The following is a 25,595-nucleotide window of genomic DNA, read 5'->3' as shown; positions in this document are numbered from 1 at the left end:
GGGCGCCGGAATAAGGACGGGCGCGGCCGCGATCCGAGGGCATTACTCGCCTTCGCCAAACTTGTCGTTGATCAGTGCAGTGAGGGCAGCCACGCATTCTTTTTCATCGGCGCCGTCCGCTTCGAGCAGGACCTTGGCGCCCTTGCCGGCGGCCAGCATCATCACGCCCATGATGGACTTGGCGTTGATGCGGCGGGAATTGCGGCTCAGCCAGACATCGCTCTGGAACTTGGCGGCCAGCTGGGTGAATTTGGCGGACGCGCGTGCGTGCAGGCCGAGCTTGTTGATAATCTCAAGTTCTTGTTGAATCATATTTATCTTGTCTCTTCGAGAAAAACTGCGAGAAAGCCGCACTCTAAAAAAACCCGCGCCAGTCGAATTTTATCCGACGCGAATCCGGTTATCGACGCGCACCGCACCACTTTGCGCGCCGGCCAGGGCCATCTCGACGACCACGTCCAGCGTATCGCGGCGGTAAGTAATGGCCCGCAACAGCATCGGCAAGCTGATGCCGGCGATCACTTCCACCCTGCCCGCGTCCGCCAGGCGGTCGCAGCAATTGGACGGCGTACCGCCCTTGACGTCGGTCATCACCAGCACGCCGTCGCCGTCGTCGAGCCGCTTGATCGCCGCCGCCGCCAGTTGCTGGACTTGCCCGAGATCCTGGTCGGCGATCACGTCGATCGCTTCCAGCAGCTCGGTGGGGCCGCGAAACACGTGCGCGCAGGCGGCAATGAATGCCTGTCCCAGCGGCGCGTGCGTCATAAGCAGTATGCCAACCATATTGTTAATCCGCCAGTGAGCGCGGACTAAATTGAGGCCGTCCGGCAAAATTATTTTGAATTTGCATCTTTTTAACCCGCCGACACGGCCGCTTCGACCGCGTCGATGAAGGTGGCCGCCACCGGGAAGCCCGCCTGCTGGGTAATTTCCTGGAAGCATGTTGGGCTGGTGACGTTGACTTCGGTTAGGCAGTCGCCGATCACGTCCAGGCCGACCAGCAGCAGGCCGCGCGCGGCCAGGGTCGGGCCGATGGCGTTGGCGATCTCGAAATCGCGCTCGGTCAATGGCTGGGCCACGCCGAGGCCGCCAGCGGCCAGGTTGCCGCGCACCTCGCCATTTTGCGGAATGCGCGCCAGTGAAAACGGTACCGGTTTGCCGGCGATCACCAGGATCCGTTTGTCGCCCTTGGCGATGTCCGGGATGAAGCGCTGGGCCATGATGGTCGTTGCACCATTTTGGGTCAGCGTCTCGATAATCGCCCCAAGGTTCATGGCGTCGGGCTTGACGCGGAAGATGCCGGTGCCGCCCATGCCGTCCAGAGGCTTCAGAATGATGTCGCCATGTTCGGCCTGGAAGGCGCGGATACGGGCCTCGTCGGCCGTCACCAGCGTGGGCGACGTGTACTGGCTGAACTGTGCAATCGCCAGCTTTTCGCTGTGATCGCGAATGGCCGACGGCTTGTTGAAAACTTTGGCGCCCTGGGCTTCGGCCAGTTCCAGCATGTAGGTGCCGTAGATGTATTCCATGTCGAACGGCGGATCCTTGCGCTGGACGATGGCGTCGAACTCGCCCAGGTTGGTCTCCACCGCCGGGGCGGCGCGGTACCAGTCGGTGGCGTCGCCGGTAAAGCTGATCTGCGACGCCTTGGCTGTCGCGATGCCGCCCAGCACTGCCATATCCTTTTGCTCGAAGGCGTACACGGCATGGCCGCGCTGGTTGGCCTCGACCATCATGGCGTAGGTGGAGTCCTTGTAGGTCTTGAACGTGGACAAGGCATCAGCGAGGAAAGCAATTTTCATGGGTGCATCCGGTGGAGTGAAGCACTGATTTTAGCCGAGATTTGGTGCAGGGATGATTTGGGGGACGCTGACGGGCCATGGATCCCCGCGTTCGCGAGGATGACGACACTACGGTCGCCGGCTTCAAAACCGTCATACTCGCGCGCACGCGATGGCCGCTCTGCGGCCGCCGGCTTCAAATCCGTCATCCTCGCGCAGGCAGGGATCCATAGTCCCGCTGATCCGGCGATCTCCTGATTAATAAACCTCCGGATTCGGATCCGTCCGCTCCATCTCCAGTGACGCCGCCAGCAGCGCCAGCCGCGCCACCACGCCGTACACGTAGAACCGGTTGGGCGCCGCCGTGCCCGGCTTGGCTTTCAAATCGGGCACCGCGTGCTGCTGGGCGAACGCCAGCGGCACGTACTGCGAGCCCGGCGCATTGAGGTTCTGGTCGACGCCTTTTTCGGCATGGACGCGGTAAAAGCCACCGACCACGTAACGGTCGATCATGTACACGACCGGCTCGGCGACGTCGTCCTTGATGCTCTCGAAAGTGGGCACGCCTTCCTGGATGATGAAGTCGGTCACCTCTTTACCATCCTTGATGACGATCATCTTGTCGCGCTGGGCTTGGGTCAAGTCCTTGATTTCACTGGAATCCTTGATGGTCAGGATGCTGGTGCCATAGGTGCCGGCGTCGGGCTTGATGATCACGAACGGCTTTTGCTCCTTCATGCCGTACTCCTTGTACTTCTTCTTGATTTTCGACAGCAGCGTATCGACATTGGCGGCCAGGCACTCGTAGCCCTCGCCGGTGCGGAAGTTCACCGCGTCGCACTTGGCGTGCAGCGGGTTGAACATCCACGGATCGACACCGATCAGCTTGCCGAATTTCTTTGCCACTTCGTCATACGCATTCAGGTGGTTGCTCTTGCGGCGCAGCGCCCAGCCCGCGTGCAGCGGCGGCAGCAGGCTTTGCTCATGAATATTTTGCAAGATGTCGGGAATGCCGGCCGACAGGTCGTTATTGAGCAGCACGGTGCACGGATCGAAATCTTTCAGGCCCACGCGGCGGCCATTGGCCGAGCGCACCAAGGGTTCGACCACCAGCATATTGCCGTCCGGCAGAGCGATCGGGGTGGGCTGGGTGACGTCGGGGGACAGGGAACCGAGGCGCACGTGCAGCCCGGTCTGGCGGAAAATCTGCATCAGGCGGGCGATGTTTTGCCAGTAGGTAGGGTGGCGCTGGGTGAGCTCCGGGATCAACAGCAGGTTGCGCGCATCGGGGCAATACTTGTCGATCGCGGCCATGGCGGCCTGCACCGACAATGGCAGCATTTCGGTGGCCAGGTGGTTGAAACCGCCGGGAAACAGGTTGGTGTCCACCGGCGCCAGCTTGTAGCCAGCGTTGCGCATATCGACCGAGCAATAGAACGGCGGCGTGTGCTCTTGCCACTCCAGGCGGAACCAGCGCTCGATGGCGGGAGTGGCGGCCAGGATTTTCTCTTCGAGGTCGTGGAGCGGGCCGGTCAGGGCGGTGGCGAGATGGGGAACCATGATTACTTCCTTAAATGATGCGGGAGGACGACCCTCCAGGCACGCTGAAACACCGAATATTACCTTGTGGATAAGCTACATCGGGGCGATACCCCTATTTTAAAGGCGGGAATGAAAAAAGCCCCCGCACGCGAGTGCGGAGGCCTTCTTGACAAGAATGACAGCAATTACCTGTCGGGTTACATGTGATAGGCGGACTCGCCGTGGGTGGTGATGTCCAGGCCTTCGCGTTCTTCTTCTTCCGGTACGCGCAGGCCGATCACCATGTCCACCAGCTTGAAGGCGACGAATGCCACCACGGCCGACCAGACGATGGTCACGCCCACGCCGGTGGCCTGGATCAGCACCTGGCCGCTGATCGAGTAGTCTGGCGATGGCTTGTTGGCCACGTAATCGAAGATGCCCTGGCCGCCCAACGATGGCGCAGCGAACACGCCGGTCAGGATGGCGCCCAGGATGCCGCCCACGCCGTGCACGCCGAAGACGTCCAGTGAGTCGTCGGCGCCCAGCAGGCGTTTCAGGCCATTCACGCCCCACAGGCAGATCACACCGGCCAGCAGGCCCATGATCAGTGCGCCCATCGGACCGACGAAACCGCAGGCAGGAGTAATCGCCACCAGGCCGGCGACTGCACCCGAAGCGCCACCGAGCATCGATGGTTTGCCTTTGAAGATCCATTCGGCGAAGACCCACGACACGGTGGCGGCAGCGGTTGCCAGCAGGGTGTTGATGAAGGCCAGTGCCGCGATGTCGCCCGCTTCCAGCGGCGAACCGGCGTTGAAACCGAACCAGCCTACCCACAGCAGCGAAGCGCCGATCATGGTCATGGTCACCGAGTGCGGCGCCATCGATTCGCGGCCGTAGCCGACGCGTTTGCCGATCACGTAAGCACCGACCAGGCCGGCAACAGCGGCGTTGATGTGCACCACGGTACCGCCGGCGGTGTCGAGCGCGCCGTGCTGGAACAGGTAGCCGGCTTTGGCGGTTTCGGTGGCCAGGGTGGCGGCGTCCTTGATCGCATCAGGGCCGGTCCAGAACCAGACCATGTGGGCGATCGGCAGGTACGAGAAGGTGAACCAGATCACCACGACCAGCAGCACGGCGGTGAACTTGGCGCGTTCGGCAAAGGCGCCGACGATCAGCGCGCAGGTAATCGCTGCGAACGTGGCCTGGAAGGCGACGAACATGAACTCCGGAATCACCACGCCCTTGCTGAAGGTGGCGGCGTAGGCGAAGGTGCCCTTGACCGGGTCGTAGATATTGTTGAGGAAGGTGCGGTCATGCAGGTTGCCGAAGAACGCATTGCCTTCGGTGAAAGCCAGCGAGTAACCGTAGATGCACCACAACACGACGATCACGGCGAAGATCATGAAGATCTGCATCAGGATCGACAGCATATTCTTGGAACGGACCAGGCCGCCGTAGAACAGCGCCAGGCCGGGAATCGTCATCATGACCACCAGCAGGGTGGCAACCATCATCCAGGCATTGTCGCCCTTCTGGGGCGTTGGCGCGGCAGCGGGTGCAGCGGCCGGTGCAACTTGGGCAGCCGGCGCGGCGGCGGGCGCGGCTGGTGCAGCTTCCGGTGCGGCAGCGGTGGCGGCAGCCACCGGCGCCTCGGCCGGCTTGGCGTCTTGCGCATGGACAGGTGCGGCAAGCGCGAACAGCAGAGAGACCCCAGCTAACAACGTTGTTATAGTTTTCTTCATCTAAATCCCCTTAAAGAGCTTCGTTGCCGGTTTCACCGGTACGAATGCGGATCACCTGTTCCAGGTTGTACACAAAGATCTTGCCGTCGCCGATTTTGCCGGTGCGGGCTGCGCCTTCGATCGCCTCGATCGCCTGTTCGACGATGCTGTCGTCCACGGCTGCTTCGATCTTGGTTTTCGGCAGGAAGTCGACCACGTATTCGGCGCCACGATACAGCTCGGTATGCCCTTTTTGCCGGCCGAAACCTTTTACTTCGGTCACCGTGATGCCTTGCACGTTGATGGCCGACAGGGCTTCGCGGACTTCATCAAGCTTGAACGGCTTGATAATGGCGGTAATCATTTTCATGAGAGCCTCGCTTAGAAAGTTTTGGAAATGGTGACGACAGCGCCAGATTTACCAAGGTTTTTGCCGTTGCGGCCGACGTAGGCATCGGTATTGGTCTTGATGCCGGCAACGGCGACAGAGAACACGCCGAAGTCCTTGGTCACGCCAACCTTGTAGTCGCTATAGCTGAGAGCGCCGTTGTTCTCGACGTTCTGGTGGCCGGCATGGAGGTTGAGCACATAGCCGTCATAGACGTCGTAGTTGAACTGGCCGTCGAGGTAGCCGCTGTTCTTGCTGTCGGCGGTGCCAAACAGGTTGCTGGTCGATTGCGAATATTTCACCGAGAACGGGCCGGCGCTGACCTGGGCATACAATTCGAAGGTATTGGCGTTGGTGGCCAGCTTGTTCGACGGGTAGGCGTAGTACAGCGCGCCGACGTCGTAGGCAAAGGTGTCGGTGATCTGGCCGCGCTTGCCCGCGTAGATGTCGAATTCATACGAAGCATCGCCGCCGCCGTCCTTGATCCACTTGATATTGGTGGCCCATGCCCCCACATACACACCGGTGGGGTTGTTGACATAGTCAACACCGCCCTGCACCGCTGGTTGCAGACGGGTTTGCGAAATGCCGCGATAACGGTAATCGCTGACTGCGGCGACGTTATAGGTGATCTGGTTGTCTGGTACAGGTTCGGCAGCGGCAGGTGCGGCTTCCTGGGCCAGCGCCGAAGCGCTCATGGTGGCGAATGCCAAGGTCAACGCTGCTGCTGTCAGGGTCCGGGTCAGGCTTTTGTTTTGGCTCTTCATCATTTTGTCCTTGTAGTTATCGAAACTGAATACAGATACTTGATGCGATGCGGGTAAAATCCTTGTAAAGCGAAGCGGTAAGCATTCTATGGCTTCTATAGCAGAATGCGTGCCAGCTAACGTTGCCTGGTAGATAGCTGCTTGGGCTGCTTTGTCATGGGCGACCGGGCGCCCCATCTGACAAAAGTGATAATTTCGAAGAAAAGTTGGCCGCGCTGCTTGAATTTGCACCACACCGATACACGGACGCACTTCAATGGTGCATCCGCCCAGCAACCAGATCAAGGAATATTATGGATATGAATACTTTTTTTAACGACTTGCAGAACAAGATCTCCAAGGCCGTCGAAAATTCGCCCGCCAAGGACATCGAGAAAAACGTCAAGTCCATGATGACCCAGGGCTTCTCCAAGCTCGACCTGGTCACCCGCGAAGAGTTCGATATCCAGACCCAGGTACTGGCAAAAACCCGCGCCAAGCTCGAGGCGCTGGAAACGCGCCTGGCGGCGCTCGAAGCCAAGGCCGCACCGGTGTCGCCAGCTGCGGTGTCGCCTGCGGCTGCGGTTCAGGCAGAACCTAAAGTGGAAATCGCCAAGGGCGAGGTACTGTAAGCTCGATGCCGGCGGGTGCACCGCCGGCAAATTTACGGAGGCGCGCTCGGTGGCGGCTATCGGCCGACGCGGAAGTAGTCGGCGTCGAGATACGCCGGGGCGGCGTTTGCGCCTGCGTCTGCGTTGATTGCACCGTTCGCGCCCGGCGCCTTGGTCGCCAGCAGCCCCACCTGCGCGCCCACCCAGCGTCCCACGCTGGCCGAGAACGGTTGCCCTGCCAGGGTGTACTGCTTGCCGTCCAGGCTGTAGGCAAAGCGCACCACCGCGCCGTCGCTCACCTGCGCCCGCAGGTACAACGGCTGTTGATCCACGGTTGCTAAAACCTGCACCTGCTCCTTGCAGGCGGCGGCCGGTTGTTCGCAGGTCGCCAGCACCAGCTCCTTGCCGGTTTTTCCCTGCTGCACGCCGATCCACGCATATTTAATCCCCAGCACCACCAGGCCAGCGCGGCTCATCTCGCCCTGCACATCGATGCGGGTATCGACCGTGAAGGCCGGCGCCGGGAATTTTTGCGTCAGCACCGCTGCCACGTCGCGCACGCTGCCCCCAGCGGGCGCCGCCTGCGCATTGAGCCTCAGGCTGCCCGGCTTGGCAGCGAGATCGTACCAGCCCGGCGCTTGGTTGGCGTTCCACTGCCATTGCAGCCCCAGTTCGGCGGCATTGAATTCGTCGCCTGCCGGCGGCGCCTTGATGCCGCTGTCCTTGCCGGCCGGCTTGGCGTGTACCAGCACCGGCTCACCCGTGCCCTTGCCAGCCTTGTCCTCGCCGATCACCGGCCAGCCGTCGTGCCAGCGCATTGGCTGCAAGTGCACGATGCGCCCGTAAGCGCGCCGGTCCTGGAAGTGATAGAACCAGTCCTGACCTTTCAGGTCGGTTACCCACGCGCCCTGGTGCGGACCGTTGGTGGGAGACCCGCCCTGGGCCATCACGATGCGGTCCTGGTACGGGCCGGCGATGGTGCGCGAACGGAACACCGACTGCCAGCCATGTTCCACGCCACCGGCAGGTGCGAAGATGTAGTAGTAGCCGTCCTTCTTGTAGAACTTGGGCCCTTCCAGCGTGGTATAGCCACCGAGCTTGTTGCCGTCGATGATGTCGCGGCCGCGCTCATCGAGCAGCGTGCGCGCCTCCGGGTCCATCTGGCGCAAGGTCAGGATGTTGTTGAAACCGGCGCGGCTCTTGGCCCACGCGTGCACCAGGTAGGCCTTGCCATCGTCGTCCCACAGCGGCGACGGATCGATGATGCCTTTACCGGGCAACAGCAGGTGCGGTTCGCTCCACGGCCCGGCAAAGCTGGTGGCGGTAATGACATAAACGCCGAAATCGGGATCGGGATAGAAGATCCAGAATTTGCCGGCATGGTGACGCAGCGATGGCGCCCACACGCCCTTGCCCGGCTGCGGCGTGGCGAACGCCTGCGCCGGCACCAGCTTGGGCAGCGCATGGCCCACCAGCTCCCAGTTGACCATGTCGGTCGATTGCAGCAGCGGCAGCCCCGGCGCGTTGCTGAAGCTCGACGCGGTCATGTAGAACGTGGAGTCCACCCGGATGGCGTCCGGGTCGGAATAGTCGGCGTACAGGATGGGGTTCTGGTAGCGGCCGTTACCGAGGTCGGCCACCCAGGGACCGCTGGCAGGGCTTTGTGCCACTGCCCATGGCGCGCTGCACAGCAGCGCCAGCGTGGCCATGGTGATTTTCATTTTGCCTCCTGCGGTTTGGCAGCTACCGGCGCGATGGTAAAGCTGTAGCTGGCCGGTTCGAGCTTGATGCGGTACTTGACGTGCGGGCGGCCGGTGAGGTTCCAGCCGGTGTCGCCGCCTACGCCCGATTGCGCCAGGTCGATCAGCAGCGAGCCGTCGCCGTGCGGCGCGATCTCCGAGCTTTTCCAGGCGCCGCGCTCGCGCAAATACAGGTCTTCGTACGGGAACGCCAGCACATTGACCGACAGGGGTGCTGCACCCTTGACCGTAATACCCGCCCCCTGCTGGTTCGCCAGCGACAGCCAGCGCACGCCGGTCTTGTTGCCGCTTTCCTGCGGGCGGCTGTAGCCGTGGTACTGGTCCGCCACCTTGCCCGTGTAACGGCCGATTGCATAGCCGGTGGCGCGGTCGGCGTACGATTCCTGCGGGCCGCGACCGTACCACTGCACCGTGTCGAGCGTGTTGTCGTTGTCGAAGCGCAGCCCCAGGCGCAGCGGATCGGGCAGGTCGTCGCGCAGCGGCGTGAAGGTCGCGGCCACACCGAGTACGCCGTCCGCATCAAGCGTATAAACGGTTTCCCAGTGGGCGGCGCCGGCGCCAAAGCTGTACAGCACTTTCACGCGGTTGCCGTCCTGCGTGACCGCACGCACGTGGCGCTGCTCGGAGAAGGTTTTCCAGACCTGGTGCGTCTTGTCCACGCCTGCGCCTTCGTCGTTGTCGATCAGCCCGCGCCAGAAGTTGGGCGCGCCGCCCTTGAGCAGGGTCTTGCCGTTCACGGTGTAGTTCACCAGGCCGGTCTTGGCGTCGAGCAGCAGCGAGGCCGGACCGGCGGCCAGGCGGATATTGTCGCCGTCGCGCGCGGGCTTGACCGCCTTGGCGGTGGCCACCGGCTTCGATGCCGGCACGGTGACGAACTGGGACCAGCCCACCACCGTGCCGGCCGCCACGCCCTTGACCGATGCGGTACGGGCCTTGGCGCGCAAGGTCACCAGTTGTTCGCCGCCGGTCGAACGCAGCTTGGGCAGCCTGATCTGGACCTGGCGGCTGGCGCCGGCAGCGACGGCCGGCACCGTCAACGCACCGCGCGTGACCTCGTTGCCGTCGTTGGTGAGCACCCAGTCGAAATCGAGGTCGGACGTGTCGCGGAAGTCGTAGCGATTGACCACCGTGACCTTGCCGGTGGCGGGATCGCCTTCGAACACCAGGGGCGAATAGACTTTTTGCACCTCGTAGTATTCGGGATCGGGCGTGCGGTCGGAGCGCACCACGCCGTCGCCCACCACGCTGTTGTCGCCCACTTTCGGATTGACGTCGAAGCCGGAGGCATAGTAGCGGCGGCCCTTGTCGTCGGTGGCAAACACGGTCTGGTCTACCCAGTCCCAGATAAAGCCGCCCTGCAGTTTTTTGTGGGCGCGGATCACCTGCCAGTAGTCTTCCATATTGCCCAGCGAGTTACCCATCGCGTGCACGTATTCACACTGGATCATCGGCTGGGTAAAGCGCGGATCGGCCGCGTAGTCGGCCATCTTTTCGATGTCGTCGTACATCGGCGCGTAGATGTCCACGTAGGCGTTGGGCTTGTGGGTTTCGCCGATGGTGCCGTGACCGAGGTAGCTGATCAGGCGGTTGGGATCGTTGGCGCGGATCCACTGCGCCGCGTGCTCGAAATTGGGGCCGGTGCCGGCCTCGTTCCCCAGTGACCAGAAGATGATCGACGGCGAATTCTTGTCACGCTGGACCATGCGCGAGACGCGGTCGACGTGCGCGGCGCGCCACTGCGGCTTGTAGCCCAGTTGCACCTGCTCGCGGTAGCCGGGCACCTTGGAGTGGTCGCCCAGCTGCATGTACGCATGCGATTCGATGTTCGCTTCGTCCATCACGTACAGGCCGTATTCGTCGGCCAGGTCGTACCAGCGCGGGTCGTTCGGATAATGCGAGGTACGCACCGCGTTGACGTTCGCCTGCTTCATCATCTCCACGTCCTTGCGCATCAGGTCCAGCGACATCACGCGGTACGTGACCGGATCGTGCTCGTGGCGGTTGGCGCCCTTGATCATGATGCGCTTGCCGTTGACGCGCACTTCGCCATCCTTCATCTCCACCGTGCGAAAACCCATACGGCGCGACGTGGCAGACACCAGCTTGCCGCCGGCATCCATGTATTCGAGCACCATGCGATACAGGTTGGGCGTCTCGGCCGACCAGGGGCGCACCTTGGGCAGCACGCCGTCAATCGTGGCAGCGCTGCCGTCGATGCTGGCCTTGCGGTTGAATACTTCGCGCTCGCCGTCGAACAGCGTGACCGCGATGCTGCCGGCCACCGGAGCGCCGGCCGCCGGGGTACCCGCAAACTCGGCCTTGAGCTTGAACACGCCGTCGGTGTAGTCCTTGCCCAGCAGCGCGGTGACGGTATAGTCGCGCAGGTACGCTTTCGGCTCGGCGTACAGGTACACGCTGCGCTCGATGCCGGACAGGCGCCAGAAGTCCTGGTCTTCCAGGTACGAGGCGTCGGCCCAGCGATAGACTTCGATCGCGATATTGTTCTTGCCCGGTTTGAGGTAGCGATTGAGCTTGAATTCGGCAGGTAGCTTGGAGTCCTCCGAGTAGCCGACCTTTTCGCCGTTGACCCAGATGTAGTAGGCCGCACCGGCCGCGCCCACGTGCAGGAACACTTCACGCCCTTCCCAGCCGGCCGGCACCACGAAGTCGCGCCGGTACGAGCCCACTTCGTTGAAGGCGTCGGGAATCACCGGTTCGTTGAGCGGGAACGGGTAATCGACGTTGGTGAATATCGGCTTGCCGTAGCCCTGCGCCTGGATCATGCCGGGTACCTCGATAGTGCCCCAGCGGCTGGTGTCGAAATCGTTGCGGTAAAAATCCCTGGGGCGCTCGCCCGGCGTGTTGGAGTAGGCGAACTGCCAGGTGCCGTCGAGCGACAGGTAGTACTGGGAGGCGGCCATGTCGCCGGCTACCGCCTTGTCGCGGCTTTCGAAATTGAAGAACGTCGCCTTCATCGGCTCGCGGTTGACCGCCACCACTTCCGGTTGCTGCCACTCGGTGAGCGGCGTTTGGGCGGGCGCTGCGTGCAGCGTGCCGGAGAGGGACGCCAGCGCCAGCAGGCATGCGTGGACAGAAGCGGTTTTTTGGGCCATGGGCTGTTCTACCTTTTCATGAAAACGATGACAAAGATGCCAACGCCGAGTATAGGCGATGGAGGACGCCGGAGGTCAGGCCCTCCGGTCAACTGCTTGCGCATTTGGATGCACTGGCAAGGCGGTCAGATGCCGCAGGCGTCGTCGGCCACGCCGGGCATACGCTGCCACTGCCAGACTTTGACGCGTTCGCCGCGCGGCAGGTAAGTGATCGGGAACTGGCGCCCGTCGCGAGTGACGTTGAGCGTGAGCTGCGCCTTCTGGTCGCCCTGGATGGCATCGAGCGCCACGCCGTACGTGACCACGTCGCCGTCGCGCAGGCCGGCCTTGGCGGCCGCGCTGCCGTCCTGCAGGCCACGGATGGTTTTCTCCTGGCCCACCAGCGACTTCGGTTCGAACCCCAATTCGAACCGGCGCACGGTTTTTTCGCCGCGCTTGAAGCAGGGGCCGAAGTCGCCGGATTCCGGCTCCATCAGCTCTCCCGCCAGCATGGCCGCGTGCAGCGCCGGGCCGGCCGGACCCAGTTCGCGCGTGAGCAGCTGCTGCCACAGCGCCACCTGCTGTTCCGGCCTGGCGCCGCGCTGGCGGCTCATCTCCAGCACCAGGTTATCGAGCGAGCGCTTGCCGCCGGAGGCCTTGCGCACGCGCGCATCGACCAGCGCCAGGTACAGCGCGCCGCGATCGTACGGCAAGGTGCGGATGCGCGTGTCTTCCCAGAAGCGCGGCATGATCTCGGCGTCGGGCGTGGTGTTGAGCGCGTCGGCGTAGTAGCGCGCTGCGGTCTGATTGAGGTCGGCGAGGAACTGGTCGGCGGTGAGTAGGCCGGCACGGTACGGCAGGCGCGCCTGGTAGTACACGGCCACGCCCTCCTCGTACCATGCCTGGTCCGGGCCTTCGGTCCAGGTGTGGGTCATTTCGTGCGACAGCGTGATCTTGAGGTCTTCCACGTCGATGCCCTTGCCGTACGTGACCAGGAACGATTGCGCCAGCGCCGTGCCGCCGCCGGCATTGATCGGGTTATAGCGCAGGAACACGCGGTATGGCGTTTCGGCATTGTCGCCAAAGAAGCCGGCCATCGCGCGGTGCAACTGGTCGGCCCAGGTCATCAATGGTTCCGGATCGAATCCCGGCTTGCCCAGCCAGGCCGACGAGAAGCCCTTGGGTTTCACTTCGGCCGGCACGCGATGCATGGCACCGGCCATGAAGACGGTGGACCACAGCCGCGCGGGCGCGCCCACTGGCAGCGTGACATCGCCCTCGCCGTAGCTCGAGGTGGCGCTGGCGTCGTCGCCGAGCTTCGACAGATCCCAGCGCAGCGCCAGCGGATACTGTTTGGCGCCGGACGGCAGCAGCACGAATATGTTGCCAACGCCGGAAAAACCGCCGCCCTCGGTGCGCAAACTGTATGGCGGCGCCGCCCCGCGCTTCGGCGGCGCATTGTCCACCGGCGCCTGGTAATGCACCACCAGGTCGCCCTGCACTTCGCGCGGCGACGTCCACTCGCGCAGCTTGCCGTTCGATCCCTTGACGTCGCGCGTGGCCAGCGGCACGTTGCCGTGGCTGTCGCGCACCGTCAGCTCCTTGAGCGTGACGGCGACCGTCTCCACGTTGGCCACCACCAGCGGCAGTTGCAGCAGCGGCGTATCGGCAGCGGCCTGCACATCGGGAATGGTGAGCGTGACATCGACCACACCGGCGCCCTTGTCGATGTCGTCGGCGTGGTTGAACGGGCCCGGTTGCAGTTTCAGTACCAGCGGGCGCGGTGGTTGCGGCTTTGCCGGCACCGGCGCCGGAGCTGGCTGAGTTGATACCGTCGGTGCTGCGGCCGGTGCTTGCGCTTGCGCCGCAACGGCGCCGGCCGCCAGCAGCAGCGCCAGTGACGCGGTGTGCGTGGCCCGCAGGCCGGTCCGATGAAACACAGTGGCAATGCGCATGTCCGGCTCCTGCAAAAATCAACGATCAACAACTTTACCATCTATCAATGTTTCATTGCGCAACGTAGCACTGCATCTGCCGCAGATCAATGCCCAGCCTGGCCAACCCGCTACACTCGGCGCAGCCCGTAACCACGCAGGGGAAACACATGAGCCTGGCCGTACTCAAGAGCCGCGCCCTCGCGGGCATGGAGGCGCAGCAAGTCAATGTCGAGGTGCACCTGGCCAACGGCTTGCCGGCGTTCACGATTGTCGGCTTGGCAGATACCGAGGTGAAGGAAGCCAAGGACCGCGTGCGCGCCGCTATCCAGAACGGCGGCTTCGAGTTTCCTGCCCAGCGCATCACCGTCAACCTGGCGCCGGCCGACCTGCCCAAGGAATCTGGCCGCTTCGATTTGCCGATCGCGCTCGGCATCCTGGCCGCCTCGCGCCAGATTCCGGCCGACAGGGTGGACCGGTACGAGTTTGCCGGCGAACTGTCGCTGTCGGGCGAATTGCGGCCGATCCGGGGCGCACTGGCGATGTCGTTGGCCATGGTGCGCGATTCCGGGCCTGATATCGGGCCTCGTATCGGACCTGACATGGGGCCTGATTGCGGGCACGATGGCGAGCACGGTATCGCGGCCACCCAGCGGCGCACCTCGTCAGGCACCAGTGGCCGGCGCGGCTTCATCCTGCCGCAGGCCAATGCCGACGAGGCGGCGCTGGTGACCGGCGCCGCCATCTACCCCGCCGGCTCGCTGCTGCAGGTGTGCGCCCACCTGGCCGCCAGTTCCAGCGAGGCCATGTTGGCGCGGCATACGTCGGCGCCGCGGGTCGCCATGACCGAGGTGGCCGACCTGGCCGACGTCAAGGGCCAGTTCATGGTCAAGCGCGCGCTCGAAGTAGCGGCGGCCGGCAACCACAGCCTCCTGATGGTGGGGCCCCCGGGCGCCGGCAAGACCATGCTGGCGGCGCGCTTTCCCGGCCTGCTGCCGCAAATGACCGACGACGAAGCGCTGGAAGCGGCCGCGGTGCAGTCGCTCACGGGAGGCTTTCGCATCGAGGACTGGAAGCGCAGGCCCTTTCGCGCACCGCACCATACCGCATCTGGCGTGGCGCTGGTGGGCGGTGGCGGCTATCCGCGCCCCGGCGAGATCTCGCTGGCCCATCGCGGCGTGTTGTTCCTCGACGAGCTGCCCGAGTTCGACCGGCGCGTACTGGACGTGCTGCGCCAGCCGATGGAGTCGGGCCGCATCACCATCTCGCGCGCGGCGCAGCAGGCGGAGTTTCCCGCCCACTTCCAGCTGATCGCCGCGATGAACCCGTGCCCCTGCGGCTACCACGGCCATCCCAGCGGCATGTGCAACTGCACGGTGGACCAGATCTCGCGTTACCAGGGCCGCGTGTCCGGTCCCCTGCTCGACCGCATCGACATGCAGATCGAAGTCTCGGCAGTGGAACCCGACACCCTGGCCGCCGACGCCGACGGCGAGCCGTCCAGCACGATCGCCGCCCGCGTGCAGCGCGCGGCCGAGATCCAGCTGGCGCGCCAGGGCAAGCGCAACCAGTACCTCACCACCCGCGAAATCGACCGCCTGTGCAAGCCCGACAAGGCGGGCAAGGCCAAGCTCAAGCGCAGCATGGAACACTTCCAGTGGTCGGCCCGCGCCTACCACCGCATCCTGCGCGTAGCGCGCACCATCGCCGACCTGGCGGGAGCGGAGAGCATCAGCGAACAGCATATCGGCGAGGCGGTGCAGTATCGGCGGGCGTTGAAGGAGCGGTGAGCGTTCGGGCCGTGAGACAATCGCACCATGAACCCACCCCGCACACACCCGATCACCGCCACGCTGTTGCTGTTCGCAGCGCTCACCGGCACAGGAGCGACGGCTGGCGCCGACGACACCCCAGCACCAGCGCCTGTGACAGCCGCGCGAGCCATCGCCTATACCGGCAAAATCGTCAGCAGCAGCGGCACGCTGCCGGAGAAAGCCGCCATTTCTGCCGAATGCGAAGGCGCGACCGAAGCTATCGCCGGCCGGATCGAGGCCGATACCTACCACCTCGACCTGCCCCCCGCCGTCAGGTGCACCGTGGTGCTCGGCGCCACCGCGTGGGAAGCCGATAGGCAACCGGTGTTCGATGCTGCCACCGCCATCCCGCAAACCATGCTGATATACCCGCTGCCGGTAGCGCTGCCGGACATCGCGCGCGAACTGATCGAGATGGGCGCGCAGGACCGCGCGGCGCGCCAGGCCTGGGCTGCCGGCCAGCGCGACGCCGCGTCGCAGAAAAAAATGGTGGCCGGCGACCGCAAGCGCCAGCGGCGGCTGCGCCAGATCATCACCACCAAGGGCTGGCCGATGATGTCAACGGTGGGCGCCGTAGCGGCCAACGAGGCGTGGCTCCTGGCCCAGCATGCACCGCCGGCGCAGCTCAAGCACTGGTCGGTCTTCATGCGGGTCGCCGCCAACAAGCATGAAATCAGGCTGTCCAACCTGGCCACTACGCTCGACCGCGTCCGCATGATCGAAAAGCGGCCGCAGATCTACGGCACCCAGTACAGCACCCGCGAGGACGGCGCGATCCAGTTCTATCCGATCGAAGACATCGCCAGGATCGACCAGCGGCGGCTGGAAATGGGCCTGTCCACCTTTGCCCACTTGAAGACACAACTGGCCCAACCGGCCAACTGAGCTACACCTCCCATTGGAACTTCACCGTCAGCGACTTGTTGGTGGTGTCCGGGTCGCGCGTGCGGTCGCGCGAAAAGCCCACCGACATCGAGCGGCCGTGGCGCCACAGGTGGCGGTACAACAGCGAGCGGTGCATCTGCCGCTCGGCCCACGGTTCCAGTCCAGAGACGCCGTCGTCGCGGCGCGCGGCCGACGTGGTTTGCGCCAGCAGCCGCAGCGAATCGGCTGCCGTAAAATGCAACATGCCCAGCGCGCGCCAGCCGTTGTCCACGAACGCCGGCGTGCCCAGCGTGCCCTGCACCCAGGCGCGGTTGAACCGCAGATCGGTCTCGATCGAGCAGCCCTGCGTACCTGGCAGCGGCAGGCGCAAGCCCAGGTCCACGATGGCGTTGCCGCCGCTGCCCACGCGGTCGGCGTCGACGTCGAGCTGGCGCCCCAGCGTCACTTCCGCATTGAACTTGGTCATCCACGCCAGCGGTGACGATTCGAAACCGAAGTGCAGCGCCGGCACGTCATGCAACACGCCCAGCCGTCGGCCCCGTTGCTGGTCGAAGCCGAGATTGGCCCACAGGTTGGTCTGCCGTCCCGCGCGGAACCAGATCCCCGGCTGCAGCTTGCGCTCGACGACCTGGTTGGCCTGCTGGCCCAGCCGGCGATCGGCCAGGGTGCGGATCTCGTGCACGCCCAGGTGCGCCTCGAACTCGTAGAGTTCGAGCTCCGCGCTGCCCAGCGCGAGCGTGCGCGCGCCCAGGCGGCGATTGAGATTGATGTCGGTCTTGAGCACGCCCGCCTGCGGCACGAAGCCGTTGTCGTTGACGAAACCGGGCGTGATCGCTTCGAGCTGCAACTCGTTCCACCAGTCGTCGCTGATGCTGGTAAATTTGCCAAGCGCGTAGCCGCCGTGGCGCGTGGCCACGCGCACGCTGCGCGCCACCGGTTCTTCCACGAAGCCGGCGCTGGTTTGCGAATGCATCAGCAGCCACAAGGCCTGCTTGCCGTCGCTACGCCACTGGCCGTCAACACCGGCCACCTCGTTGCTGCCGGCGTCGCCATAGCCGCGCTGCGAGACGAACGCGCCCATCACCATGCTTTCGCCGTGCCAGCGCGTGCGCACCATGCTGGCCAATGTACGCCGGGTTTGCGCGTATTCGGCCGTTTCGTAGGCGCCGCCGCGCAGCACCACGCCGCCCTCCTGGTCGCGCAAGCTCATGGCGGTGGCGTCGGCGCCCGCATCGCGCCAGGTGGCGCGCAAGCCCCACTCCGGGTCGGCCACGGTGCGCGAATAAAACGCCGACAGCGGCAACCCCAGCACGTCCGAACTCTCGAGGAAAAAACCGCGCTTTTCCGGCAGGCTGAGGGCAATCCGGCTGGCGCCCGACGATGTCGGCTCGTCGATTTCAACCTGCGAAAAATCGGGATTGAGGGTGGCGTTGAACACCCAGTCGGCGCGCGGGCGGGCGTTGATCTCGAGGCCCACGCTGGCGCGGTCGCCGTGCTGGCGCCCGGTCTCGTCGCGGTCGCGGTTCGAGCGCATGGTCAGTTCGGGTTTGAGTTCCAGGAAGCTGCGGTCGCGCACCGCCGCCACCGTGTCGCCCATGCCGCCCACGTCCTGCAACAGCGCGATGTGACTGAGCGAGCCGTTTTTTAGCGGGGTACTGGTGAGCAGCAGGCCGTCAGCGTGCGGCACGCTGCGCTCGATCATCACGCGCCAGGTCTTGCCGTCGGCGTAGGGAAAGCGCAGGTTCGACAGCGGCCAGCGGATCTCCATGGTATAGCCGTCGGCCAGGCGCTTGACCGCCGCGTCGATCGGAAAGTCCGGTCCCAGGTCCGATTCATCGAGGTCGGCGCGGTACATGCCGTCGCTGAACACGCCGGCGATATTGACGCGCACGAACTGCGCCGCGCGACCATGGCCCGTGGGGTCGAGCCACACGCCGATGAAGTCCTGGTCCAGGCTCACCTTGTCGCGCCGCGTGAGGGTGCCGCGCATGCGCTCCGGCGCGTCGTCCCAGGCACGGATGCCGAACACCAGCGCGCCGTCGTCGATCAGCAGTTGCACCGTGGTGCGCAGGTTGGCCGGCGCCGGCTTGCCGTCGGCCGGCAGAAACTGGTGAAAGGCGTCGAACACGGGCGCGGCACGCCAGGCGTCGTCATCGAGCGCGCCATCGATGCGCAAGGTGGCGCTACGGTCGGCCAGCATCGCCGGCAATGGCGGCAATATTGGCACTGGCGCGTGGCGTTCGTCCTGCGCCACGGCAGCCACCTCGCCGGCCGCAAGCATGGCTGCCAAGCCTGCCGTTCTAAATACCCTGATAATTGAATGCACTGTCGCCCCTGTTTTGTGCGCAGCAGTTTAACGCAGCAACATGCTTTTTTGAGAACTATTTTTGAGAATACCGGCCGCCCTAAATTCTGTCGAAGCGCGCGCATAACATCACCTGTTCGCCAACCTAGCTGCTATATTTAACGTTGACTTTTCAACGAGCCGGGAACTGCATGACACGCTTGCCCCTTCTATTTGCCGCCAGCGCCGTGCTGGCCGGCTGCGCCACCGCACCGCCACCGATGACCGACTTCACCGCCAACTCCGGCAGCCCGCGCGCGCCCGAGCAACTGGCGGTCACGTTCGACCATGCCGATGTCTCGCTGCGCGTCGATCCCGCCACGCAAAGCATCAGCGGGGACACCGCGCTGACCTTCACCGCCACCGCGCCGCTTGCCCGCATCGCCGTGGAGCTCGACCGCAATCTGCCGATCGATGGCGCCAGCGTCGATGGCGTGGCGTTGCCAGCAGCGGCCATCAGCAATCCCGAGGGTCGCCTGTACCTGGCCTTGCCCAAGCCACTGCTGGCCGGCGAGCGCACCACCGTGCGCATCCGCTACCACGGCGTGCCGCACGTGGCCAAACGGGCGCCGTGGGATGGCGCCTTCGTCTGGGCGAATACCGCCGACGGCCAGCCCTGGATTGCCACCACGGTGGAAGGCGAAGGCTGCGACCTGTTCTGGCCCTGCATCGATCACCCGATGGGCAAACCGAAGCTGATCGACCTGCACATCACGGTGCCCGCGCCGCTGGTCGTCGCCGGCAACGGCGTGGCCACCGGCATGACCGAAAAAGACGGCTGGCGCACCTACGACTGGCGCGCCAAAAACCCCAGTACCTACGGCGTGTCGCTCAACATCGGCCCGTACGAAGTGCTGGCGGGCGACTACGTGAGCCGCTACGGCAATACCATCCCGCTGCGCTACTGGTATCTGAAAGGAGATGCCGAAAGCGGGAAAAAGGCGCAGGGACTGTTCGATGAATTCACGCCCATGCTCGACTTCTTCGAGGCGCGCATCGGTCCCTACCCGTTCGGCGACGAAAAAATGGGCGTGGTCGAAACGCCGCACCTGGGCATGGAGCACCAGACCATCAACGCTTACGGCAACAAGTACCTGAAGTCGCCATACGGTTACGACTGGCTGCTGCACCACGAGCTGTCGCACGAATGGTTCGGCAACCAGATGACCAACGCCGACTGGGACGACATGTGGCTGCACGAAGGCTTCGGCAGCTATATGCAGCCGCTGTACCTGCAGTCGCTGCGCGGCGAGATGGCATTCCAGGCCGAGTTGTTCAAGCAGCGCCAGGCGATCAAGAACCAGGCGCCCATCGTCAGCGGCAAAACCCAACGCATCCAGGATGTGTACGAGTCCGAGCGCGGGGGGCCGGGCAACGACATTTACGTCAAGGGTTCGCTGATCCTGCACACGCTGCGCAACCTGGTCGGCGACGACGCATTCTTTCGCGCCACGCGGCGCATGGTGTATGGCACCGAGACACCGGTGCCGGGCCAGTTCCAGCCGCGCTGGAGCAGCACGAAGGAATTCATCGGCATCGCCAACGAGGCGGCCGGCCGCGACCTGGCGTGGTTCTTCGACGCCTACCTGTACCACGCGGCGCTGCCCGAACTGGTCGAGACGCGCAACGGCGACCAGCTCACCGTGACCTGGAAGCTCAAGGACGGCGGTCCGTTCCCGATGCCGCTCGAGGTGCGCGTAAACGATCGCATCGAAAAGCTGCCGATGACGGACGGCCACGGCGTACTGACACTGCCGCCGCGCGCGCTGGTGACCATCGATCCTTACTCGCGCGTACTGCGTCGCGCAGCGCATATTGAGGCATGGCAGGCCGACGAGGCTGCGCGTAAGAAGACCAAGGCCGCCAAATGAAGCCGCGTCGGCTGGCAATTCCGCTGATGGTACCGCTGCTGGCGCTGCTGCTGAGCGCCTGCGACCCGCACTACAACTGGCGCGACTACCGCAGCAAGGACGCGCCCTACAGCGTGCTCTTTCCCGGCAAACCAGCTACCCATACAAGCGAAGTCCTGCTGGCTGAGCTGCCAGTTGAGCTGCCGGTCAAGATGACGATGACGGCAGCCGAAGTGGACGATGTGCTGTTCGCCGTGGGCAGCGCCGAATTGGCCGATGCGGCGCAGGCGCAGGGGGCGCTGCTGGCCATGCAGACCGCGCTGGCGCGCAATATCAACGCCACCATCACCAGCCAGGCTACCGCTGCCAGCGGCGTGCAAACGACCGTCAGCATCGAGGCAAAAGGCATGCGCAACGGCCAGCCCGCGCTGCTGATGGGTCGCTTCATCGCCCGTGACCGGCGCGTGTACCAGGTGGTGGTGATGGGCGACCAGCGCCATATCTCGCGCGAGCAGGTAGCGACCTTCCTCGACTCGTTCAAGCTGCAGTAGGCCTGAAACGCTGAAATAGTTTGAAACAATTTGCTCGCTTAGGCCTGACTTAACTGTCCAGTTTGCCTATTGCAAACATTCAGAAATGAATTAAAGTGGGTCTCACGGCGTGCCCGCCACCGAGAGCCGGCGCACCGCACCATCCAACAAAATCAAGAGGCGCATCATGTTAATCACATTCAAAACCCGTTACAGCCCTGAAGTGTTGATGTATCAGGAACATGCCCAGCGCATCCTCGACCTGCTGCACAAGAATCCCACGCGCGGCGTGATCACCGCCACCGAGGCGGCAGAAGCGTTGTCGGTGCTCGAGGACCAGGTGGCAGAGAGCAAACTGCATCCCGAGACCGATATCGAGTACGACATCCACGCCCACGAGCGCGAGGACGGCGAGACGGTCGAACATGCGCTGGCCCAGCGCGTGGGCTTCGCGGCGCGCGCCTATCCGCTGGTGGAAATGCTGCGCCTGGCCAAGCAGGAAAACCAGCCGATCGTCTGGGGCGTCTAGTCTCGTTCAGTCGCGTCTAGTCTCCCTTGAGACTGGCCTTCAACGGCAAATCCATGGTGAACCGCGTCCCCACGCCCACGGCGCTGTCGACGCGGATCGTCCCGTCGAGCAGCGAGCTGACGATGTTGTAGGTGATGCTCAAGCCCAGGCCATTGCCGCCCTGCCCCAGCTTGGTGGTGAAGAACGGATCGAAGATCCGGGCCTGGTGCTCGAGCGTGATGCCGCAGCCGTCGTCCTCGAACACGATGCGCACCGCGTCTGTCCCCACCCGCACCGCCCATAACCTGATCAGGCCATCCTCGCGCGCTTCGAACGCGTGCAGCAGCGCGTTGTTGATCAGGTTGATGATCACCTGGCCATACGGGCCGGGGAAGCTGTCCATCTCGATATCGCCGGGCATTTCGAGTTCCAACCGGTGGCCGGCCTTGCGGATCTGGTTCTTCATGGTGGTGACGATTTCAGCGCTGGCCTGGTGCAGGTTGAAGTGCCGGCGCTTGGCGCTGGCCTGGTCCACCGCCACTTGTTTGAAGCTGTTCACCAGTTCGGCCGCGTTGCGCAGGCTACGCATCAGCAGCGTGGAAGCTTCACGCGATGCTTCGATGTAGTGCGACAGGTCCGAGCGGCGCAGCGCGTTGTCGGTATGGCGCGCTTCGATGTCGGTGGTCTTTGCCTCGAGCGTGCTGGCGATCACCAGGCTGTTGCCGATCGGCGTATTGAGTTCGTGGGCCACTCCGGCCACCAGCGAACCGAGGGCCGCGAGCTTCTCGCGCTCCACCAGCTGCTGCTGCGCGTCCTGCAACTGGCGATACGAATCGGCATTGGCAAACGCCACCGCCACGTACGAGGCCAGCGTGGTGAGCATGTCGAGATCGATGCGCTGGTAAGCGTTGGCGCGGTAGCTGTGCACCGTGATCACGCCACGCACCTGGCCGGCCACCGAGATCGGCACATAGATCAGCGAACGCGGCGCCGAGGGCAACGAGCCGTCCTCCATGGTACCCATGTGCTCCGTGCCCGACACCAGCGTCAGGTTGGCGATGTAGCGCGGGTAGTCCTGTTCGAGGTCGTTGATGAACACCTCCTGCCCATGGTTGATGCACCATACTGCCAGCTGGTTCGGCTCCAACATGCTGCGGGTATAGGGCGTGTAGCGTTTGCCGTTCTCCATGGCGAATGGGTATTCGATCACTTCCAGCTCGGGGCGGTGGATGCCGATGCCGAACACGCTGGCATCCATCAGCGCATGCACCTGCTGGTACAACATGGCCATGATCGCCTCGCTATCGAGGTTCGCGGTGAGCCTACGGCCGATATCGGACAGCAGCGAGATATTGCGGTGCGCCTGTTCCACGCTGTCTTTTTGCCGCTCCACTTCGCGCTTTTCGCGTTCGACCGAATCCTTCTGCTGCACCAGTTCGCGCGTGCGGTGCACCACTTCATTTTCCAGCACCTGCTGTTGCAGCACCAGGCGCCGGATACGCAGGCGGAACAGCAGGTAGCCCAGCCCCACCGCCAGCGCCAGGACCAGCAGCCGGAACCACCATTGCTTCCAGAACGGCGGTGTGATGATCACTTCCAGCGCCACCGGTTCGCGGCTCCAGACGCCATCCTTGTTGGACGCGCGCACGCGGAACACGTACCGGCCGGGATCGAGGTTGGTGTAGGTGGCAAACCGCCGGCTGCTGTCGGTGTCGACCCATTGCGGATCGAAGCCCTCGAGCTGGTAGGCATAGCGGTTGCGCTGCGGGTCGGCAAAATGCAGGCCCGCGAATTCGATCGTGAACATGGCGTCGCGCGGGCCCAGGGTGACCGTCCTGGCCGCGTCCAGCGGTCCCTCGGGCAGCACATCCTCGCGCATGATGGCGGTCAGGATCGACTGGTTGAAAATCGAAAAATCGGTGATCGCCACCTGCGGCGGCATCGGGTTGTCATCGATGCGCAACGGCTGGAACGCGGTCACGCCCCCAGGGCCACCGAAATACATGGTGCCGTCGGCCGCCTGGTAGCCGGCGCCAATGTAATACGAGCCGTCGAGCAAGCCATCCTTGGCGGTGTATTGCTTGAACACGCCCGTCGCCGGATCGAACCTGTCGATGCCGCCGGTGCTGCTGATCCACAGCCGTCCCTTGGCGTCGCCAAGGATGGCACCGACCGGATTGGACGGCTGGCCCTGGCGCACCGGGTAAAAGCGGAACCGCAATTCCCCATCAGGTCCGGGCTCGGCCCTGCACAAGCCGGCGCCGGTACCCAGCCACAGTACGCCGCTGGTATCTTCGTGCAGGTACTGCACGCGCTTGTGGCACAGGCTGTCGAGCTCGCGGGGCTGGTGACGGTAATGGCGAAACTTGCCGTTCGAGCGATCGAAACGCTCGAGGCCATTCTCGGTGCCGACCCACAGCACCCCGGCACGGTCTTCCAGCAGCGCCTTGATGAGGCCGTCGATGCTGCCAGGATCAGCAGGATCGTGGCGGTAGGTGGTCACCGCCAGCGTGCGGGGATCGATGCGGTGCAGTCCCGTATGGGTGCCGATCCAGATCAGGCCCCCACGATCGATCAGGATGCGGTGCACCAGCAGCGCTGCACGCTCGGTGTCGAGCTTGAGCCGCGTAAAGCGGGTGCTGACCGGATCGCGCCAGGCGACCCCGGCGTCGGTGATCACCCACAGACGGTCCTGGTGGTCGCTGGCCAGGCCCAGCACCTGGTTGCTGGGCAAGCTGCCCGGATCGTTGGGATCATGGCGCCAGATCTCGCTGGTGCCGCGCACCGGATCGAGCCGGGTCAGGCCGTCGCCCGTGCCCAGCCAGAGCTTGTGGCCGCCTGCACTGGCAATTACGCGCACCTTGTTGCTGCTGACGCCGTTGAGCACGCCCTCATTCTCGGTATAGCGCTCGAAACCGCCGCTCAGCAAGTCCACCTTGTCGAGACCGGTATGCCAGTTGCCGACCCAGAGCGTGCCGGTGCGGTCCTGGTACAGTGCGCTGACCTTGTTGTCGGAGATGCCGTTCTTCTCGACACTGTTGGCGCGGTAGTGGTGCAGCTTGCCCTGGCGGGGATCGCGGCGCAGCAGCCCCCCATCCTGCAGTGCGATCCACAGATGGCCTTCGCTGTCGGGCAACATGGCCACGACCTGGCGGTTGGCCAGCGCCGCGCCGCCCTCCACTGGCAACTGCTCGGCGCTGTCGCCGTCCATGCGCCAGGTTTGCAGCCCGTGCGAGCCGGCAGCCCACACCCGGCCATCGGAGCCCAGTGCCAGCATGCTGACGGGGTCGGATGCCATGGTAGAAGTCTCGGTGAGCAGGTGGCGGAACTTGCTGGCGCCCGCCGGCAGCACATCGAGCCCGCTTGCCGTTGCCAGCCACAAGTTGCCACGCTCGTCGCTCACCATCGCGTTTACACGGTCATCGCCGAGCGTACCAACATCGTCCGCCACATGACGCAGCACCCGTATCGCACCGGTCGCAACATCGAGATGCTGCAAGCCGTCGCTGGTGGTCAGCCACAAGCCGCCCCTGCCGTCTCCCACGATATTGGTGACGGACAGGTTGCCTGGTGCGATTTGCTGGTGGATGAAGTTCTGGGTGGCGCGATCATAGCGGTCGAGGCCCCCCTTGGTGCCGATCCAAAGGCGTCCTTTAGCATCCTCGTACAACGCCTGGACGAAATTGTCGATCAAGCTGCCGGCGTCGGCGGGATTGTTCTTGAAGGAGATAATGCGGTAACCATCATAGCGGCTCAGTCCCGCTTGGGTGCCGATCCACAGGTAGCCATGCCGGTCCTGCACGATCCGCGTGACCGACTCCTGCGCGAGTCCGTGCTCCACACCGAGATGATCGAAACGCAGGCTGAGCGGCGCCCCCATGGCGCTGGCCGCCAGCCAAAGCCAGGCACACAATATGGCCAGACGCATCGCGCGATTTAACATTCTTTTCACTCCGATATTAGACTTATTGTAGTACAGAAACATCGGAGCAAATGAAAAAAGCCCCACCAGCGTTGTTTGCTGGTGGGGCTTTTAGGAATAACTAGCCTGACGATAACCTACTTTCACACTGGTTGCAGCACTATCATCGGCGCAAAGTCGTT

Annotated in this window: 17 protein-coding genes and 1 pseudogene; 6 read left to right on the top strand and 12 right to left on the bottom strand. The window is 64.1% G+C overall.

Annotated elements, in window-relative coordinates:
- Positions 1-42: 42 nt before the first annotated feature.
- The 7 genes from DUPY_RS21550 to DUPY_RS21520 all read right to left on the bottom strand — a co-directional run bounded on the left by DUPY_RS21550 (position 43) and on the right by DUPY_RS21520 (position 6,184).
- On the bottom strand, positions 43-312 hold the full coding sequence (locus tag DUPY_RS21550; RefSeq protein WP_070250923.1) for an HPr family phosphocarrier protein: 270 nt from the start codon (positions 310-312) through the stop codon (positions 43-45).
- 69 nt (positions 313-381) lie between these two features.
- Positions 382-783 (bottom strand): PTS sugar transporter subunit IIA, encoded by a 402-nt coding sequence (locus DUPY_RS21545; RefSeq protein WP_026637766.1) that lies wholly within the window; start codon positions 781-783, stop codon positions 382-384.
- 71 nt (positions 784-854) lie between these two features.
- Positions 855-1,802 (bottom strand): glutathione synthase, encoded by a 948-nt coding sequence (gene gshB, locus DUPY_RS21540; protein ID WP_070250921.1) that lies wholly within the window; start codon positions 1,800-1,802, stop codon positions 855-857.
- 237 nt (positions 1,803-2,039) lie between these two features.
- Positions 2,040-3,341, bottom strand: coding sequence for a glutamate--cysteine ligase (gene gshA / locus DUPY_RS21535; protein ID WP_070250919.1), 1,302 nt, complete (start codon positions 3,339-3,341; stop codon positions 2,040-2,042).
- A 179-nt stretch (positions 3,342-3,520) separates the two neighbouring features.
- Positions 3,521-5,050: an ammonium transporter gene (locus tag DUPY_RS21530; RefSeq protein ID WP_070250916.1), complete on the bottom strand. Its 1,530-nt coding sequence runs from the start codon at positions 5,048-5,050 to the stop codon at positions 3,521-3,523.
- A 10-nt stretch (positions 5,051-5,060) separates the two neighbouring features.
- The gene (locus tag DUPY_RS21525) at positions 5,061-5,399 is read right to left on the bottom strand and encodes a P-II family nitrogen regulator (protein WP_008444920.1); all 339 of its coding nucleotides are present in this window, start codon (positions 5,397-5,399) and stop codon (positions 5,061-5,063) included.
- Positions 5,400-5,410: 11 nt separating this feature from the next.
- Entirely contained in the window at positions 5,411-6,184 is a 774-nt protein-coding gene (locus tag DUPY_RS21520; protein WP_070250962.1) for a TorF family putative porin, read from the bottom strand.
- A 293-nt stretch (positions 6,185-6,477) separates the two neighbouring features.
- Between DUPY_RS21520 and DUPY_RS21515 the strand changes: the two are divergent.
- Positions 6,478-6,708, top strand: a pseudogene (locus DUPY_RS21515) (accessory factor UbiK family protein); the annotation flags it as partial.
- Between the two features lie 143 nt (positions 6,709-6,851).
- Here DUPY_RS21515 and DUPY_RS21510 read toward each other — a convergent pair.
- The 3 genes from DUPY_RS21510 to DUPY_RS21500 form a co-directional block, all read right to left on the bottom strand.
- Positions 6,852-8,495, bottom strand: a complete 1,644-nt coding sequence (locus tag DUPY_RS21510; protein ID WP_070250912.1) for a glycoside hydrolase family 43 protein — start codon at positions 8,493-8,495, stop codon at positions 6,852-6,854.
- Positions 8,492-11,647, bottom strand: a complete 3,156-nt coding sequence (locus DUPY_RS21505; RefSeq protein ID WP_070250911.1) for a glycoside hydrolase family 2 TIM barrel-domain containing protein — start codon at positions 11,645-11,647, stop codon at positions 8,492-8,494. Before DUPY_RS21505 ends, DUPY_RS21510 begins: the two co-directional genes overlap by 4 nt.
- Before the next feature lie 125 nt (positions 11,648-11,772).
- A complete protein-coding gene (locus DUPY_RS21500) occupies positions 11,773-13,581 on the bottom strand; it encodes a M61 family metallopeptidase (RefSeq protein ID WP_141749634.1) in 1,809 nt (602 codons plus the stop codon).
- Between the two features lie 149 nt (positions 13,582-13,730).
- On the opposite strand from DUPY_RS21500, the gene DUPY_RS21495 reads away from it, so the two are divergent.
- Complete coding sequence (locus tag DUPY_RS21495; protein ID WP_070250909.1) at positions 13,731-15,350, top strand: YifB family Mg chelatase-like AAA ATPase; 1,620 nt, start codon at positions 13,731-13,733, stop codon at positions 15,348-15,350.
- A gap of 27 nt (positions 15,351-15,377) precedes the next feature.
- Positions 15,378-16,259: a DUF6624 domain-containing protein gene (locus DUPY_RS21490; RefSeq protein ID WP_070250907.1), complete on the top strand. Its 882-nt coding sequence runs from the start codon at positions 15,378-15,380 to the stop codon at positions 16,257-16,259.
- Between the two features lies 1 nt (position 16,260).
- On the opposite strand, the gene DUPY_RS21485 is transcribed toward DUPY_RS21490, so the two are convergent.
- On the bottom strand, positions 16,261-18,540 hold the full coding sequence (locus DUPY_RS21485) for a DOMON domain-containing protein (protein WP_070250905.1): 2,280 nt from the start codon (positions 18,538-18,540) through the stop codon (positions 16,261-16,263).
- 215 nt (positions 18,541-18,755) lie between these two features.
- On the opposite strand from DUPY_RS21485, the gene DUPY_RS21480 reads away from it, so the two are divergent.
- From DUPY_RS21480 to DUPY_RS21470, 3 genes are all read left to right on the top strand, one after another.
- A complete protein-coding gene (locus DUPY_RS21480) occupies positions 18,756-20,474 on the top strand; it encodes a M1 family metallopeptidase (protein ID WP_070250903.1) in 1,719 nt (572 codons plus the stop codon).
- The gene (locus tag DUPY_RS21475) at positions 20,471-21,004 is read left to right on the top strand and encodes a hypothetical protein (protein ID WP_070250901.1); all 534 of its coding nucleotides are present in this window, start codon (positions 20,471-20,473) and stop codon (positions 21,002-21,004) included. Before DUPY_RS21480 ends, DUPY_RS21475 begins: the two co-directional genes overlap by 4 nt.
- Before the next feature lie 166 nt (positions 21,005-21,170).
- Positions 21,171-21,512, top strand: coding sequence for a DUF1840 domain-containing protein (locus DUPY_RS21470; RefSeq protein ID WP_070250958.1), 342 nt, complete (start codon positions 21,171-21,173; stop codon positions 21,510-21,512).
- A 16-nt stretch (positions 21,513-21,528) separates the two neighbouring features.
- Here the strand turns inward: DUPY_RS21470 and DUPY_RS21465 are convergent, their stop codons facing one another.
- Complete coding sequence (locus DUPY_RS21465) at positions 21,529-25,434, bottom strand: sensor histidine kinase (RefSeq protein ID WP_070250900.1); 3,906 nt, start codon at positions 25,432-25,434, stop codon at positions 21,529-21,531.
- Between the last annotated feature and the right edge of the window lie 161 nt (positions 25,435-25,595).

Source organism: Duganella phyllosphaerae, from assembly GCF_001758785.1.
GTDB lineage: Bacteria > Pseudomonadota > Gammaproteobacteria > Burkholderiales > Burkholderiaceae_D > Rugamonas > Rugamonas phyllosphaerae.
Note: the sequence above shows the minus strand (reverse complement) of the source record. Positions and strands in the feature narration are given on the sequence as shown.